Here is a 15,418-nt window from a genome sequence, read left to right on the forward strand (position 1 = left end):
GCTAAAGCAAAGCGCGCCGACGTCCTTTTGCTGACCGGGTGGGCAGCGCAGGATATGCGTCGGGCCGATCGGCGGCAGGGGGGATCGGCCCGCCACGGACTGCTTTGACACATTGCCAGAGGGCGTCGTGTTCGCTGGGGAGGTCGCGTGCCACGAGTTCGATCAGTCGCCGCACGTCCCGTGGGTTGTCGGGAATGACCTTGGCGGGCGATTTCCCGTCGAGGCGTTTCGCGCCTGCGCATCATGAAAGCGTGCACCACCCAGCAGTTTGCACGTGCGTCCGCGAACATGCGCAACACCGTCCGGAGGCGTTCCGGTGCCACATCGAATTGGCACTTCGGATAGCGGAATCCGCGCGACTTTCCGGGGGCATCGGCGCGCACAACTCGCCATCGCGACGCTCTTCGTTGATCGAACGCGCATTGCGACAGGCATCACGCGCACCGAGAAGCGCCAAATTGCCGGGGGGCGCGTACTGTTCGAGGGCGAATCGTCTTTCGTGCGCACGCGAGCAGATCTCCCGGCGCCACGCCGCCCGAGAGGACGACAGCTGTTCGTGGAGCCACCGCGGCCGCATGTATCTCGCCACACGACAAGCGCATCAGTACCCCAGCGAGGTAGTCCACTGCCGCCAGTCGCGGATTCGCGAATTCCTGAGCAATCCGCTTCCCGCCCTCGACCGCGAGCAAGGCAAACCAATCTGCACGCCGACGTCGACCTTGGGGCACGCGATAGGCTGAGCCGGAGGCGTGAGCAGCCACGCGTAGCTCCCCCTGGCCAACTGGCGATCGGGCGCGAACCGTTGCTGGTGTAGTCGGTCGGGGTCTATGATTGGTCTTACCGACCGGTCTTCGCTGCACGGCTGGGCAATCTTCGCGCGCAAGGTCGCGATCGACTTGGCGCGGTAGCCCGTGACACCTGACGCCGTGACAACTTTCGTGACGTCTTGTCGATTGGAGCCGGTAATTTTCTTCATCTTCAACTGCCTGTTTGTGGTGACAGCTGAGCTCAGCAAGATGGTGATTTTATTTCGGCAGTTTCGCGGATCCAGAGAATCATGAAGAGTCTAAGCCAGATCGTTGAAGATGGTCGACGTCGCGAAGAAGCGACACACAGGGAGATTATGGCCGCAGGTGAATGGCTCACGGCCGAGCAGATTAACGCGCGTCAGAGTGCGCCTCCTGTTGACAAGAAGCAACCGGCTAGTGATTGGCAGAAAAGTCGCCGGATATTCGGCGTGGCCTTCGACGACAAGGAATACTTCGCGGGCTACCAGTTCGATTCCATGTGCCAGCCATTGCCGATCATTCGAGACCTTCTTGCTGTGTTTGGCGATCGATACGAGTCTTGGACAATCGCAGCCTGGTTTCATTTCCCAAACGGTTGGATCGCCGGCACGGGTGACCATGATGGCGAGCCGGTCGCGCCGATGGATGCACTTGACCGCCCAGAGGATGTCATCAGAGCGGTACAGTTCATGCACGGTGGCTACGTTGCCTGAGGGTTCGGATCAGCGCACAGTTGGCGGTCCGCCGCCTACACGGAGTTTGACCGATCAAGTCATCTCTTCGTGTAGGCAAACTACTGCGCGATTACGCGGAACACTGGCATCGAATTGATGAGTTGCTGTATGTGAAAGCGTGGCAGGCAAGGCCAGACGTGAAAGGAGTTCAATTTTGAATTGGTTTGTGGAAGCCCCGTGACGCAACCTTCTTGACATCCGTCCGTGTAGCCATGAGCCGTTGGTACGCCAAGTGCCGACTCACCCTCAATCTGCGGCGTCGGGCCTGAATGGAAGTGTGGAAGCGGGCGTGTTCGTGCCGACAAAGTTTTGGCATAAGCATGTAGTGCCGCCCGGTCAAATTCACGAATCGGCACGCATATCAACTACGCAGAACAATGGAGCGGCACACGAGAGTAGGGCGCTGGCATCGGCTCCCTGCGCTGCCAGCGTTGGCAACATGGGCCAACGTGATGACCCGCGAGCCAGTCCGACACGTTCATGGAACACGCGCCCAAACGTCATGCCACCGATAAGTTTCGCTTCCTCGGCTCGAGACGATAACCACCATCGACGGGCGGGGGCGGACCTGGGCCCGTTGCCTTTCGAATCAGCGATCTCCATTTTCTGGCGATCTTGCTGGCGAAACGTTCTTGGACGCCGGGACGCCCGCGACCTTTTTTCCCAAACGGCAGGACAACGAAAGCTCGGCATGGTCGATCTGGGCAAATTCTCAAACGTGACCGGCTGGAACGCGACAGAAGTCAGCCAAGGTTCAGCTAAGCTGCGCGATCTCCTCTTCGAGAAGCGGCTACGAATCTGTCCAATTTGTCTCGAATCGGCGTACCACAGTGTCTGGCACCAGTTTCGAGGACTCCACATCTGCCCGATTCATTCATGCCAGTTGTTACCTACTTGCGCCTATTGCGGCGCAGGCACCTTGATCGTCAACGATTATTTCCGCCACAACGCGCGATGGATGCGCTGCGTTTTCTGTGGCCAATATCTCGCGGGCGCCGCGCCGGATCTGAACGCTCACATCGACCTCAGAGATCAGTCGGGCACGCTTGCCGCTCACTTTGGAGTGCTGGACAAATGGTGGAGGGACTATGCCGGTGTCCTCGGCCTGATTTCGGAGCTCGAGCCGATAGAATCCCCCGACCGGAAGGCGGGCCGATATTCCGGGAAATACCTGATCGCCAGTTTGTTCGATATCCTTGCGCCGATGCCAGGGTATCCGGCGAATTCAAGCGGCAGGTTGAATGTGTTTCAGTGGTGCGCGTCGGCCAATCGCCCTGGCCGCATGCGAGCGGACTACCATGTGAAAAGTTCGGCTTATAGCAACGCGCTTGGCAAGCTGCTCCGATGGGCCATCAGAGAGCCCGATCACGTGCGACAGCTCCGGGACATCGGAAGGGCGCTCGAACAGCGCTGGGCGACGGACGTCACGCTTTATTCACCGCCCGTAGTAGCTGTCGGGTTAACCAGATACTGGTTTGAAGGACACAATTGGGACATCTATCACGCAACCGATCCGCATCGCCATGCACTGCGGTCGGATGTGCCCCTGCTGAGCGCGTTACGCCAGCCAGTCTTGAGACTAGAGATGCAGGCATTTACGAGCGCGATTTGCTCAGCGTTTCTCCACGACGTCCGCCGGGCAACCGAGCAGGGGAGGAGCCTGTCAAGCGAGCAATTGCGACAATCCGGGCCGGCCGCCGCCGGCGTGCGCAAACAGGAGGGCAAGCTGTTCAGCGGCCTGATTGTCTTTCCGGGCAATGACGACGTACCGCATTCGCCATTGCGGCGGTATCAGTTGGAGTGCCTCATTGCCGCGTCGTCGATACTCGATCGTTGCGCTTTGCGGAAGGGCGGTAACGGTTGAGCATGGCCCCGTCCGCTCTTGACGACTATGCAGACGGGAGGATTCGGTTACCAAGCGCTCGTCGCATTGCATCGGCTTTGACGCGCTCGTCGGCCAGTGCCTTGTCAAGCGCTTCTGCTCGACCTTTCCAATAACGGCACTGCTCGGACATCTGCTGCCTCAGGTTGTCCGTCTGCATACGCATATGGTTTTCCAGTCCCGCCATGCGCTGAACCGCGCCGGTCAATGCATCAAGGCGCTGCACCAGTTCCGCCGTCCGTTGGTCATGCTCGGCGCGCTCCCGCTCGAGTTGCTGCGTGAGTTCCCGCACCTGCGCCTCCGCTGACATCGCGCGCACGCCAACGGTTGTGCATTCGGCTTCATATCTCGCCATGCGAGCGTAGGCGTCGCGCAATGCCATCTCCGAGACCTCCACGCGCACGCGAAGGTCCATCATTTCGTCGCTTCGCTCATCAGCCGGCAGCGGGCCGGGGCTGGCCGCCGGGGGTGGCGCGATCGGCTCCCCAGCCTCGCGCACATTACGCGACCGCGGCTCCGGCAATCCTGCCTCCCGAGCGCGACGGATAGCTTTTGACCAAGTCAGCCCCGACGGTCGCCGGCGAATCCCAACCGCTGATAGCATCCGTTCATAAAGCGTCTGGCCATACACCTGGCCAGTAGTGCGTGCAACGGCCGCGATAAACTGGTCGAGGAATTCGTTATTCTCGTGATGAGGTGCAGCCTCATTGGCGGACGTGGCTGCCGCAGCGATCGCCCGCCATTCGTCTGACGTAAAGGTAATGGCCGGCCGACCCATAGAGCGGTCCCTTGAACGAAACCTGGTTTACTATACAAACCCACCTGGGTTTGGGTGAGATCATCAAGTTTGTCCACGTAATTCGTGTCGAAACTCGCAGGTCGACGGCCTTTGCCGACGGAATTCATGTCGGAATTCGGGGTTGCGACCGAGCGACCCTCGACGCAATTCGTGTTGGAAATCGGATCCCGGAATTCCGCAACGATTTGTGAGGGATATCCGATACACATTACGTAGGCGGGCTCGGAACCCTTTACGCTGGATCCGCGGCTGTTTGGCCAGCCGACGCGGTGAGCCTGATGTCGATGGCAGGCGGAAGACCACGCCCCGCGATCAGATGTCAAGGTTCGCGATGTGCATGCTGGCGGTCAAGGCGCTCTCCAGACATCGAAGCTAAAAAGCACGATCGTTCTAAAATGCGATAATGTTAATTATGTTAAATACAGTATTGCAGGCACCGGCGGACAGCCGGACCCGTTGGTTCAATCGCGGTAGGGATGCCCGTTACCGGACACCCCCCGCACAGATCCCAGCGGGCCCAATTCGGGCACTGGGCTCCTACCTCGGGTGTTTGACGGCAAAGCGCTGGTCGGGCCACGGATGAAGGATTCGAGGTCGTGGGAGCCAGGTGTTCGCGATCCGCGTTATTCGCTCCCACGTCATCGCGTCCTTCTGGCTGCGACGCTTCAACGTGCGCCGCCAGAGGTTAACAACGTGGTGACGAAACGCGCCGAGCGCGCGCGAGTTGGTAGGTACCGCGTGATACGCAAAGTACCCGCGCACCACCTGCCTTAGCCATTTTCCTTGCACGGGTATCGGGTCGTGCATACGCCTCCGAAGCACCTCCTTGACCTGCCTGAGTTTCTCCCGCATGCGGTCGCCACGAGTCTTCCGTTGAAGCTGGAAGGCACCGCGACGAGACTTGCCGCAGATAAATATGAAACCCAAAAAGGTGAAGGTCTCCGGCCGTCCAAGACCACGACTTTGGCGGTTTGCCGCTGCATAGCGGCCAAATTCCGGTAGCCTCGTCTTGTCCGGGTGAAGCGCAAGCGCGACCAGCCATTTCCACTCCCGGAACGTCAGATCTTGCGCCTCATCAATCAGTAGTACGACATAATTTAGTTGCGCGTTGTTGGCAATTGCAATGAGGCGTTGCTTGCACAGGTGGATCCCTTCGACTTTTTTCGGCGGTTTCGTCGGATGGGCGAATTCGAAGCGCGAGGCGAGCAACAGCTGATGCCAAAATCCCGCTTCGCTTGTCTGGCTATCCGGACGACGATTCCACACCACCAGTGGCACCACGGCCTTGAAGCGTTCCTGCAATTCGTTTGCAACGTACCACTGCACACAGCGGGACTTGCCGAGGCGTGACGCGCCATAGATATAGCCTCCAGGGCACTGCTGATCGATCCATTCGCCGATCTGCCCGATCATTTCGTGCATGGGCGGCGTATACACCGCGTATTGCTTCGTCACGATGCAGTGCCGCGGATCGATGTGCTCCGGCAGTGAAAACGGCATGGCTCACCTCGACTGCGCCATTCGACGTGGCGGCAAACTAGAACCCGCCGGAGGTTTCGGCTGGTGTGCGGCGTCAGACTGCGCGAGACGGGACGTCCGTTCCTGCGCCACCCCCTTGCCGCGGTCCGAAGAAGTTCTGCCCTCCTCGGCCAGCGACATTGCCGCATCGAGCATGGCGGCCCCGATTGATGAATCGACTCCTGCTGCCAGAATGCGCCGTGCCTCAAGGTAGCCAGGATGGACCGGCAAGCGATTGTGGGCCTGACTCTCCACGTAGCGCATGAAGACATCGATGGCGTCGGCGCCTGCCGGGATCACAAAGTGTCCGCGAGCACACGCCTGACAAATGGCGGCACGCAGCGACAGGCTGTGCGGTGACATGTTCCAGGGCGGTGCCGCACGCAGTACTCCAAGTGCCATGCCGTTCAGGGTGGAGGCAAGCGCCACCCGGCAGTCGTCCTCCTTGTGGCAGACCACTCAGATCTCCGATCCCACCAGGTAGTGCCGGTTATGTAGCACCTCGTTCGTGTAACGGCCGTAATAGAATTCGACGAACGGGGCGCGCCCGGTCTCGGCGCCGCCGCGGACGACGCAGCGTTTGCGGATGCTGAATAGCGCGTCTACGACAGCCGGGTCGGCTCGGCGCAAGGTTTGCTGCGAATGCTGATACAGGAACTTCGCGTACGCGAGCGGCGTGCGGTTGCCAATGCCGCTGTGCGGTGTCGCGTTGTAGTTAGCGATAAGCACGTCCAACAGCTCTTCGGCATACTCGTACTGGAATCGGCTCGCGAGGGCAACCTCCTCCGGCTGCCGGCCCCTGCGGTCCTGAGGCTTGCCGCCAGTGGTGTTGGATAAACGCTGAAATCCCTGTCCGGCCAGATTGCGGAAAAACGCCTCGATGAACGGGCGGTCATCCTTGCTTCGTCGTTTGGAGAACGATGTCTTCGGGTCCAGTAGGTCTTCGGGTCCAGTAGCGCCGAGCCGACGCTGTCGCGCAGCGCATCCCGCACGTGCTGACAAGTCTCGGCAAGCGCACCATCTACGCTGGTCTCGTCCCAGCACAGCCCGACGAAATCGTTACCCAGAGCGGAAAGAAGCCCCGCTTCAGGCAGGTACGGCGTATCGCAAAAACTGACCGGACGCAGGCACCATCTGCCCAATGCCCGCTTCAGCGCGCGCAGGACGTCATCTTTCGATACTTCCCGTCTCACACTAAAGTAGTACCCGAGCACCGCGCGCGAAACGACCTCGATGATTACGACGACCCAGAGGCGATGTACGATCTTCTCCCGAAAGCCGCCCCCCATGAGGGGAAGCGACACGCAGAAACGTCCGTCCAGCTTGCGCGCGTCCATCTCGACGCGTTGCATGAACCTCAGCACCGGGCGGCAAGCTCCGTCCCCGGTCTTCAGCTTCAAAGCCAAATTTGGTCCACCGGTCGACGCAGCCAGCGCCCTTGGGTTGGCCGACAGCACCTTGTCGATATACCGACAGATTGAAGAGTAGCCAAGACTCGCCGTACTGAACGGCCAATCATTTCGCGCTTCATACCCAAAGCTACGCAACTGGTCCAGAAACCACGCGCAATGACGCCTTCTCGACTGCTTAGTTTCGACTAGTCGCTTGGCTGAGGCACTCGCGAGGATACGCGCCTCAAATGCCTGACGAAGCGCCGGCTGGCAGTCGAGCAGCGCCTGCATCGCGCCCGCAGCGCCGCGGCCGAACTGGTCGACATGGACCTTCCTGCTACGACGGTACGGCGTGACTCGGAGCCATGGTACAAGCCCGCGCCATCCAAAAGGACGTCCGTCGGGATGCGGCTGAAGGCAGCGCTCCCGGATGAGGCGATACACCTGTTTTGCGCCAAGTGACGTCAACCGCCTGATGCTTTCGGCCGAGGCACCAGACAGATACAGCGAAACCGCCCGCTTTCTCGCAAGATACAGGACGCGTCTGTCACCAGTAAGTGCTCCCTCGTCCGGGGTTGCCCACTGGGAGGTGTTGACGGTTCGCCCGTCTATCATTCGGCGTGACCAGGGGGAATTGTTGTCGTCAATGCCCTCTTCCATGGAACGTCTCCAAGACGGGCCGATCGCCCAACGGGGCGATGCTTATAAACCATAGGGCATCTACGGGAGAAATCGCACGGCGAGCATACGAGAAACGTTGGCGAAGATACAAAATTGCTTCGAATGTTCGCCGAAGGAACAAAATGGTGCAGAATTTCGCGACGTAAATTTGTTCCCGCAGGCCCGGACTGCGGCGCTTCCACCGCCATGTCACGGATACAAAATTGTGCAAACCAACGATTGATGTCGGTAATTAGTCGTGCAGAATATTTGGACGTTGGCGGCGGAACACCTTAGCGGAGCCTTAAGGCCTTGGGTTTGCGGACAAAATATTCTTCTAAAGGACGGGAAATAGCGGTCGATATGTGCGATCGTCACACACGCGTGCGCAGTCCGCATGCCTTATCCACCTCTTAACGCTTCCAGGTCTGGCCGTGTCGACAGCTTCTGAATCAGACCGATCGCAAGTGCGCCGCACACCAGGCCGGTAACGGCGGTTGACGCGAGATAAAGCCACGGTATAGAAAGCGCTTCTGGCGGCGGATCAAACACGCCTGCCAGTATGGCGACCAGCACGCCCGCGATGCCGGCTCCGGCGCCGAGTCCCAGCACAGCGCCAGCGATGATGACAAACAGTCCCTCGACCCACAGGAAACTGCCCACCTGCGACCGCTTCGCGCCGAGCGCCGAGAGGATTGTGAAGCTGCGCCGGCGTTCCGCAAGACCCAGTCCCAGCACGAGTCCTGTCACGCCGGCGATCATCAGCACCGAAAAACCGAGCTCGAGCTGCGTAAGGCCGGCAAGATCCACCGCGGTCAGGCTGGAACCAATGAGGGCGTGCGTCTCGCCGAGGGTCGTGACTTTCAGCCCCGGCGCACCGGCCGTCAAGCGGAGTGCGGCTCGGGCGACGCTGTCCGCGTCGGTCGGCGCGCGGACAAGGACGACTTCGGCAGCGTCGGAGCCCGTGTGCTGTGCGATGTACGCCGCATTCGCGACGAGAAATGAATCTTTCGGTGCGGTCGGAAACTCGCGCGCAACCCCAACGAAACGAAATGGGACCACGTGGTATTGGTGATCAACGACATTCTGCAGTCGCAGATTCACCCGGTCACCAGGCCTGAGCTCGTAGTCCGCGACGGTTTCGTCGGAGACAAGCACGCCGTCTGGCGTGCTGGCCAGCATCGCCAGTGTCTTCGCTGCGTCGTGGTTCGCGAAGTAGGCATTGGAGAGCGTCGTCGCGCGGCTGACCTGCATCGGATCGATACCGAACAGGTCTTGCAGGTCCGCCCCAACGTATGCGTAGCGGTGCATGAGCGGCTCCGCTGCCACCACGCCTGCGGTCGCGCGCAATCGCGCCAGCAACGCGCCCGCAGGATGCCCGGTGCTGCCCGTCACGGTCACGTCGGCGCCATTGGTTAATTCTGCATCGACATGTGACTGGGCGCTGTATGTCGCGTCGAAGATTGCCGTCGTGGCAGCGAACGCGAATGCCAGCGAGACAAGGGCGACGCCGCGTGCGATGCGGTCCCGCTGACGCGACAGGGAAGCCGCGATCAGTGGAGCGAGGCCGCGCGCCAACGGTGCGATGACCGATGCGAGCCTGCGCTGCCCTTGATGAAGTATGAAGCGCACGAGACGGATCCACAGCAGGCTGGCTCCAATCCACAGGCACAGCGGCGCAATGAACGCATCGTAATGAATGACCGTCTGCTGCACGCCTTCGGGTGCGAGGACAAGCTCATATCCGCTACGGGCCACGCTGACGAACACAGCGACGCCGATCGCCAGCAGCACGCAATCCAGGGAAAGCCGCTGCCACAGCGGCACTGCGCGGGGACTCGCGCCGGTGCGCGCGGCCAGGACCGTCGAACCGGCCGCATAGCGCCATGCCGGCAACAGAAATGCGGCCGCCGCCGCGACCAGACCGACCAGCGCGGCACCGGCAAACCACGGCAGCACGAGCCGAAGGTTGGTCAAGCCCCACCCGGCCGTCGCGACCACGACAGCGAGCGCCAGCCCCCCAAGCACGCCCAGCGTTCCCATCACCGCCGCCTCAAGCCACGCGAGCCGCAAGATCTGCAGGATCGACGCGCCGCGCAGGCGCAGCAACGCCTGATCGCGAATCCTGCGTTGCATGCCAGCGTCCGCCACGGCGAGCGTCACGAGCAATGCGAGTATCACGCCGGGCCCGCCGAGGAACAGAAACAGCACCCTCGCGTACAGCGCGTCGGATCGCACGCTGTCGAGCCGCGCGGCGAGGTTGTTTGCGACTGCGGCCTGGCCTGCCGCACGCACTTCGAAGTTGTTCGCGGCACGTTGCACGTCGATGTACGCGGTGACGGGATCTGACGCGAGCCGCTCATGGGCCATGCGCACATGCAACTCTGTCGTCGCCGTGTCCGGACGTGCCGCGCGCTGCACATCGAACATACGGTGCCACGCGTTGGACGGCATCACCAGCACATTGTCGGGCGGTGCCTGGGGCGCAAGGCCCTTCGGCATCGCGATCGCCTGGAACATGGCGTCCTCGTTCGGCAATGCGATCACGCCGGCCACCTTGACGTCCACCGGCGGGGCAGACACGCGCATGATCGTGACGGTATCGCCGGGCGACACGTGCAGGTTCGCCGCGGTCTGCGCGAGAATCAGCACGCCGTCCCACGCGCCGAGTAATGGCTGGATCTGCCCGGGGAAAAGGGACGCGTAGCGTGGTTCCACACCCAGCACCTTGCCGGGCCCGGCCGTCTGCGTGGTGTCGCCCGTCGTCGCGGCGAACCCGGCGGTGTCCGCATATTCGACCGGCTGCAGCGCGGTATACGGCGTCGCTGCGCCGACTGCAGCGATCAGCGCGGATACGTCCACGCCGGGCGCCACCTGGATCTGCCAGTCGACAGGGACACCGGCCGTCGCCCGCCGCGTCATGCTTTCCGCTGACGACACGACAAATCCGCCGAGCGTGGCGAGCAGGCCGACAGTCAGGGTCAGGCCGATCAGCGCACCGAGCACCCGGCCCGCGCGCCCGGAGAAGATGAATCTGAGCCAGAGCGCCATTACCGCCGCTCCGCGGAACTGGCGTCCGGCCCGGAGGCGGTTCCGGTGTGTGCCGTCCCGACGTTCGGCGCATGCAAACGGCCATGATCCATCTGCCATGTCATGCGCATCCGTCGTGCAATCGACGAATCGTGCGTGCAAACGACGAGTGCCGCTCCCGTCGGCTCCGTCGCCGCGAGCAGCGCATCGATCGTCTCTTCCGCTGTCCGCTGATCGAGCTGTCCGGTCGGCTCGTCGGCCAGAATGAGTCGCGGTCGCGTCACGATCGCACGGGCAACCGCTACGCGCTGCGCCTGGCCACCCGACAGCTCATCAGGGAGTTTGTCGGCAACCGGGTCGAGTCCCACGGTGCGCAGCGCGCGCAATGCGTTCTCCCGTGCGAACGTCACCGCGCCGGCGAGCCGCAGCGGGAGCTCGACATTCTCCACGACGCTCAGCGTCGGCACGAGACTGGGCGCCTGGAACACGACACCGATGCGCGTCGGACGAAGCGTGCCCGAAATGCCCAACGCCGGCCACGCGAGCTCGCCGCTCGTCGGCGCATCGAGGTCGGCCATCAGATGGAGCAGTGTCGACTTGCCGCTCCCGGAGGGGCCGACAATCGCAATGCGGTCGCCGCCGCAAACGACGAATGAAGCCGGGTAAAGCGCATCCACCCGGGCAATGCCGGTCTGGAAACGCCGTGCCACATCGTTGCCGCGGACGAACACCTCAGGCATCGACAATTCTCCCGTCCCGCAGCCTGACGACACGGTCCGCCCGGGCGCCGATCGCAACGCTGTGGGTCGCGATCAGGATGGCCATGCCGCTGACGCATTCGGCCTGCAGGAATTCGAGGATGCGTGCTTCCGTGAGTGCATCGACCTCGCCGGTGGGTTCGTCGGCCAGCAACACGCTCGGCGTTGCCGCCAGGGCCACTGCGAGGCCTGCCCGGGCGAGCTCGCCGCCGGACAGTTGACCGGGCCGCGCGTGACGGCGTTCCGTGAGTCCGACGCGCGATAGCAGCAGGTCGACGCGGGTTGTGTCCACACAGCTTGCGAGTCGCATCGGCACCATGACGTTGTCGGCGACAGTGAGCGTCGGGATCAGGTTGTCGCTCTGCATCAGTACGCCGATGGCTGCCGCGCGGATTCGCGCACGCTCGGCTTCCGGCCGTCGTGTGAGTCGCTGGCCGAGCACCTCGACGTGTCCACCGTCGGGCTCGTCGAGGCCGGCGAGGCAAGTGAGCAAAGTCGATTTGCCGCTTCCCGACGGGCCGACGACTGCGACCAGTTCGCCGCTTTCCAGCGTCAGGCTCACGCCGCGCAGCGCGAGTGTCTCGGCCTCGCGAGCATGAAAGAAGCGGTACAGGTCGAATGCCGCAACGGCTGCCATATCATCGCCACCCGAAGCTTCTCGCCATCAGCAGCCATTGGTCGGCATTGTCAGCGCCCGACGGCGCCGAGAGCGTCAACGTTGCGAGTCGGCCTTCCTTCCAGAAGAAATATCGGTCGTTCTCGAGGCGAATCGATTTGTTGGTGACCGCATTGGGCACCGAGTTCGATGCGTATGAAACGACGAACGCGCTGCCGGAAGGCAAGCGGACGGTCTTGACGGCGTTCACCTGGACGGCCGTGCCGCTCTGACGCAATTGACTGATTTCGCGGGCCTTGATGTCGTCGAGTGTCGGGGGCGGCGATCGCTGCGATACCGCGATCGCGACCGTGTTGTACTTGTCCGAAAACGTGACCGAATCTGTCGTTTCGTGGCGGGCCCAGCCCTCGGGAATCTTGATCGAAAACCCGAGTGGCGACTGGTACTGCACGAAGACCTGGTTGTCGGGGATATCGCCCGGCGGATTTTTTTCCACGACGGCAGACTGCTGCCCGGCAGCGGGCAATACGTCGCCATACGATTCGCAGGCAACCGTTATTGCGCAACATGCGCTCAGCATGGATACGACGTATGAGGCTTTCATCGAAGCTGGCCTCGCCGGACCGCGTCTCGCCCAATTGCCGGTCCCGGATCGGCGTTGACGGCGCGGGAAGCGGCTCGACTGTGATCGAGATGGTTCATGGTAGCCGTGAAGACTTATCGGATGCTTAGGTCGCACTCCATTCTCGATGAGGCGTTACTGCAAAGGACATGAATTATGCATTCTCTTAATATCGAGGTCGCCGGCAAACGCAGGCGTCCGATCACCCAGTTAAGGATCTGCTAAGTCTGGGCGTTCAGACTGCACGTCCGTCACCCGATTTCCGAGGAGTCGTCCGTATGACTTACGCATCCGATCGACCGGCCACACGCTGGCTCAACAAGGTTCCCGAGATTACCCTCGCGTTCTGGGTCATCAAGATCATGTCGACCACGGTCGGCGAGACTGGCGCCGACTTTCTCGCGGTCAACGCGGGATGGGGCCAGGGCGCAACGCGCGCGCTGATGACGTCGCTGCTTGCGATCGCGCTCATCCTGCAGATGCGCACGCGCAAGTACACGCCATGGATCTACTGGCTTACGGTCGTGCTCGTGAGCGTCGTCGGCACGCAGATCACTGATCTGCTCACCGACGGCCTCGGTGTCAGCCTCTATATCAGCACGGGCGTATTCGCCATTGTGCTCGCGGCATTCTTCGCGATCTGGTATCGCGTCGAGGGCACCCTGGCGATAGACGCGATCGACACGCCGCGTCGCGAACTGTTCTACTGGGCCGCGATCCTCTGCACGTTTGCGCTCGGCACGGCTGCAGGCGATCTCGCGACCGAAGCGCTGGGTCTCGGCTTCTCGCTCGGCGCCCTATCGTTCGGCATCCTGCTGGCTGCGGTCTGCACCGCCTGGCGCTGTGGCGCCAACGCGGTCTTGACGTTCTGGATCGCGTACATCCTGACGCGACCGTTCGGAGCCGCGCTTGGCGACCTGTTCACGCAGTCGCGCACCTACGGCGGGTTCGGCATGGGGGCCGCTTCGACGAGCCTGCTGTTCCTCACTGTGATCGTCGTGCTCGTCGCCGTCGCGCAGATCGGCGCCAGCAGCCGCGCGCGCGTCGAGACCGCCGAATGACCGTCACGTTTCTTTCACTATCGAATCGAGGATTTTTCATGCGTTATCCAACCACGCTTTCGCGTCGGCTCGTTGCCGTTTCCGTTTGCGCTGTGCTCGGCCTCGCGGCCGGTTGCTCCAAACAGACCGGCAGCGCTGCCGCATCGACCACGGCGTCCGCCTCCACCGCTGCACAAGGCAGTTCGCCCGCGAGCACTTCGAAGCTCGGCGACCTCTCTCAGTTCCGCACGATTGCGGCCGACGTGTCCGTTCTCGTCGCCAAGGGCGACCTGCCTGGCGGCAAGACACGCATCAAGGATCTCGAAGTCGCGTGGGACGAGGCCGAAGCTGGCCTGAAGCCACGCGCGGCCGACGACTGGCACGTGCTCGACAAGGCGATCGACCGCGCACTCGAAGCGCTGCGCGCCGACCACCCGACGCAGACCGACTGCACCGCCGCGATGACCGACCTCTTGCACACGTTCGACAGGCTCGCCGGCAAGACCTCATGACGCGCGTGCGGAAATCGCAGACGCTGATTCCGGTTGTCACTCGTGGAGTGGAGGTATGCGAATACTGCTTGTCGAAGACGACCCGATGATTGGCGAAGCTGTCCAGGCTGCGTTGAAGGACGCGTCGTCTCGCCAATTGAACGGCGGCTTTGCGGTGGACCAGGCGCCCGAAACGCCTCAGCAAGGAAGGTGCCGAACGACGCCTCATGGCCACAGCCCGACGCAGACCGGTGGTTGTGGTCCGCCATAGATCGGCCGCGTCGGACACCAGTCGACCTAGAGCGGTCGGCCGCCCGCGATGCGATAAATGACCGCCTTATGGGCCGCTACGGTCTTCTGCACGAAGCGGATCGAGGGCTTGGCCTCCCGGCGATGTTGGCCACAGTCAAGGCCAGGAAGAGACGGCCATCGCCATTGCGACGCGCGCAAGTCATCGAAGATGCGCCGCGCTACCGCCTTTGCCGCCCCCTTGGTGCAGCCGCCGGCGTGCGCACGAACACCCGCAGCAGTTCATCCGTGTCGCCTGGCCGCGCGCCCGACCAGAACAGGCGCCATTCGCCCGCCGGTGCACGCACATTGTCGCGGCGGCTTTCTACGATCAGCCACGTGCACTCGGTGTTGCGCGTATCCGCGCTCGGCCGATGCTCGATGCCGGTATAGTAGTAGAGCATTGGCGCTTCGGATTCACCGAGTCCCGCGCTGGCCATGCAGTCGCCGTCGTTCCATGCGGTATTCATCTTCGCGCCCAACTCTTCGAACACCGAGCGATAGCTTTTCGCGTAATCGAGCCACGGCAGCAGCAACGTGCTCACCAGTCCCCACGCGAGTATCGCGCCCGCGCACCAGCTCAGCGCGCCGCGCCATTTGACGGTACGCCTGAGGAGCGGCAGCAGGCATAGCCAGCCGAACGTCATCAGCAGCGCGGCGGCGATTGGCACCGGTTTGACCGGCAGCACCCAGTCGAGCGGCAGCCATCGGCCGAGCAGATGCAGTTGGGCATGGGAGTTCGTCGGACTGCTCATGATCGACCAGACGCTCCAGCTGAGCGCCGCCGCGCTACCGAACAAC

At 62.3% G+C, this 15,418-nt stretch carries 12 protein-coding genes and 1 pseudogene; 4 read left to right on the forward strand and 9 right to left on the reverse strand.

The window, feature by feature from the left end:
* Positions 1 to 1,057 precede the first annotated feature (1,057 nt).
* Entirely contained in the window at positions 1,058 to 1,501 is a 444-nt protein-coding gene (locus BMI01S_RS28225; protein ID WP_051381420.1) for a hypothetical protein, read from the forward strand.
* A 712-nt stretch (positions 1,502 to 2,213) separates the two neighbouring features.
* Complete coding sequence (locus BMI01S_RS28230; protein ID WP_028231061.1) at positions 2,214 to 3,386, forward strand: TniQ family protein; 1,173 nt, start codon at positions 2,214 to 2,216, stop codon at positions 3,384 to 3,386.
* Positions 3,387 to 3,411: 25 nt separating this feature from the next.
* Here the strand turns inward: BMI01S_RS28230 and BMI01S_RS41120 are convergent, their stop codons facing one another.
* From BMI01S_RS41120 to BMI01S_RS28265, 8 genes are all read right to left on the reverse strand, one after another.
* Positions 3,412 to 4,182, reverse strand: a complete 771-nt coding sequence (locus BMI01S_RS41120) for a hypothetical protein (RefSeq protein WP_154671253.1) — start codon at positions 4,180 to 4,182, stop codon at positions 3,412 to 3,414.
* Between the two features lie 558 nt (positions 4,183 to 4,740).
* Positions 4,741 to 5,703: an ATP-binding protein gene (locus tag BMI01S_RS44440; protein WP_154671254.1), complete on the reverse strand. Its 963-nt coding sequence runs from the start codon at positions 5,701 to 5,703 to the stop codon at positions 4,741 to 4,743.
* Between the two features lie 3 nt (positions 5,704 to 5,706).
* Positions 5,707 to 6,180, reverse strand: coding sequence for a hypothetical protein (locus tag BMI01S_RS43240; RefSeq protein ID WP_028231063.1), 474 nt, complete (start codon positions 6,178 to 6,180; stop codon positions 5,707 to 5,709).
* On the reverse strand, positions 6,181 to 6,723 hold the full coding sequence (locus tag BMI01S_RS43245) for a hypothetical protein (protein ID WP_244145409.1): 543 nt from the start codon (positions 6,721 to 6,723) through the stop codon (positions 6,181 to 6,183).
* Between the two features lie 1,451 nt (positions 6,724 to 8,174).
* The gene (locus BMI01S_RS28250; protein ID WP_028231066.1) at positions 8,175 to 10,823 is read right to left on the reverse strand and encodes an ABC transporter permease; all 2,649 of its coding nucleotides are present in this window, start codon (positions 10,821 to 10,823) and stop codon (positions 8,175 to 8,177) included.
* Positions 10,823 to 11,542 (reverse strand): ABC transporter ATP-binding protein, encoded by a 720-nt coding sequence (locus BMI01S_RS28255; RefSeq protein ID WP_042291288.1) that lies wholly within the window; start codon positions 11,540 to 11,542, stop codon positions 10,823 to 10,825. The genes BMI01S_RS28250 and BMI01S_RS28255 overlap by 1 nt, the downstream gene beginning before the upstream one ends.
* Positions 11,535 to 12,197 carry an ABC transporter ATP-binding protein gene (locus BMI01S_RS28260; RefSeq protein ID WP_028231067.1) on the reverse strand — a complete coding sequence of 221 codons (663 nt, stop codon included), beginning with the start codon at positions 12,195 to 12,197 and terminating at the stop codon, positions 11,535 to 11,537. The genes BMI01S_RS28255 and BMI01S_RS28260 overlap by 8 nt, the downstream gene beginning before the upstream one ends.
* Before the next feature lies 1 nt (position 12,198).
* The gene (locus tag BMI01S_RS28265; RefSeq protein ID WP_244145410.1) at positions 12,199 to 12,672 is read right to left on the reverse strand and encodes a hypothetical protein; all 474 of its coding nucleotides are present in this window, start codon (positions 12,670 to 12,672) and stop codon (positions 12,199 to 12,201) included.
* A gap of 404 nt (positions 12,673 to 13,076) precedes the next feature.
* Between BMI01S_RS28265 and BMI01S_RS28270 the strand changes: the two genes are divergently transcribed.
* Together BMI01S_RS28270 and BMI01S_RS28275 are read left to right on the forward strand one after the other, a co-directional pair.
* Positions 13,077 to 13,859 (forward strand): COG4705 family protein, encoded by a 783-nt coding sequence (locus tag BMI01S_RS28270; protein WP_028231069.1) that lies wholly within the window; start codon positions 13,077 to 13,079, stop codon positions 13,857 to 13,859.
* Positions 13,860 to 13,897: 38 nt separating this feature from the next.
* Positions 13,898 to 14,350 carry a hypothetical protein gene (locus BMI01S_RS28275; protein ID WP_028231070.1) on the forward strand — a complete coding sequence of 151 codons (453 nt, stop codon included), beginning with the start codon at positions 13,898 to 13,900 and terminating at the stop codon, positions 14,348 to 14,350.
* 449 nt (positions 14,351 to 14,799) lie between these two features.
* On the opposite strand, the pseudogene BMI01S_RS28280 reads toward BMI01S_RS28275, so the two are convergent.
* Positions 14,800 to 15,418: pseudogene (locus BMI01S_RS28280) on the reverse strand (glycosyl transferase); the annotation flags it as partial.

The organism is Paraburkholderia mimosarum LMG 23256 = NBRC 106338 (assembly GCF_000739815.1).
Lineage (GTDB): Bacteria > Pseudomonadota > Gammaproteobacteria > Burkholderiales > Burkholderiaceae > Paraburkholderia > Paraburkholderia mimosarum.

Coding starts and splice junctions, on each gene's coding strand:
- BMI01S_RS28225 (WP_051381420.1), top strand. CDS start 1,058: ATGAAGAGTCTAAGCCAGATCGTTGAAGATGGTCGACGTCGCGAAGAA.
- BMI01S_RS28230 (WP_028231061.1), top strand. CDS start 2,214: ATGGTCGATCTGGGCAAATTCTCAAACGTGACCGGCTGGAACGCGACA.
- BMI01S_RS41120 (WP_154671253.1), bottom strand. CDS start 4,182: ATGGGTCGGCCGGCCATTACCTTTACGTCAGACGAATGGCGGGCGATC.
- BMI01S_RS44440 (WP_154671254.1), bottom strand. CDS start 5,703: ATGCCGTTTTCACTGCCGGAGCACATCGATCCGCGGCACTGCATCGTG.
- BMI01S_RS28250 (WP_028231066.1), bottom strand. CDS start 10,823: ATGGCGCTCTGGCTCAGATTCATCTTCTCCGGGCGCGCGGGCCGGGTG.
- BMI01S_RS28255 (WP_042291288.1), bottom strand. CDS start 11,542: ATGCCTGAGGTGTTCGTCCGCGGCAACGATGTGGCACGGCGTTTCCAG.
- BMI01S_RS28260 (WP_028231067.1), bottom strand. CDS start 12,197: ATGGCAGCCGTTGCGGCATTCGACCTGTACCGCTTCTTTCATGCTCGC.
- BMI01S_RS28270 (WP_028231069.1), top strand. CDS start 13,077: ATGACTTACGCATCCGATCGACCGGCCACACGCTGGCTCAACAAGGTT.
- BMI01S_RS28275 (WP_028231070.1), top strand. CDS start 13,898: ATGCGTTATCCAACCACGCTTTCGCGTCGGCTCGTTGCCGTTTCCGTT.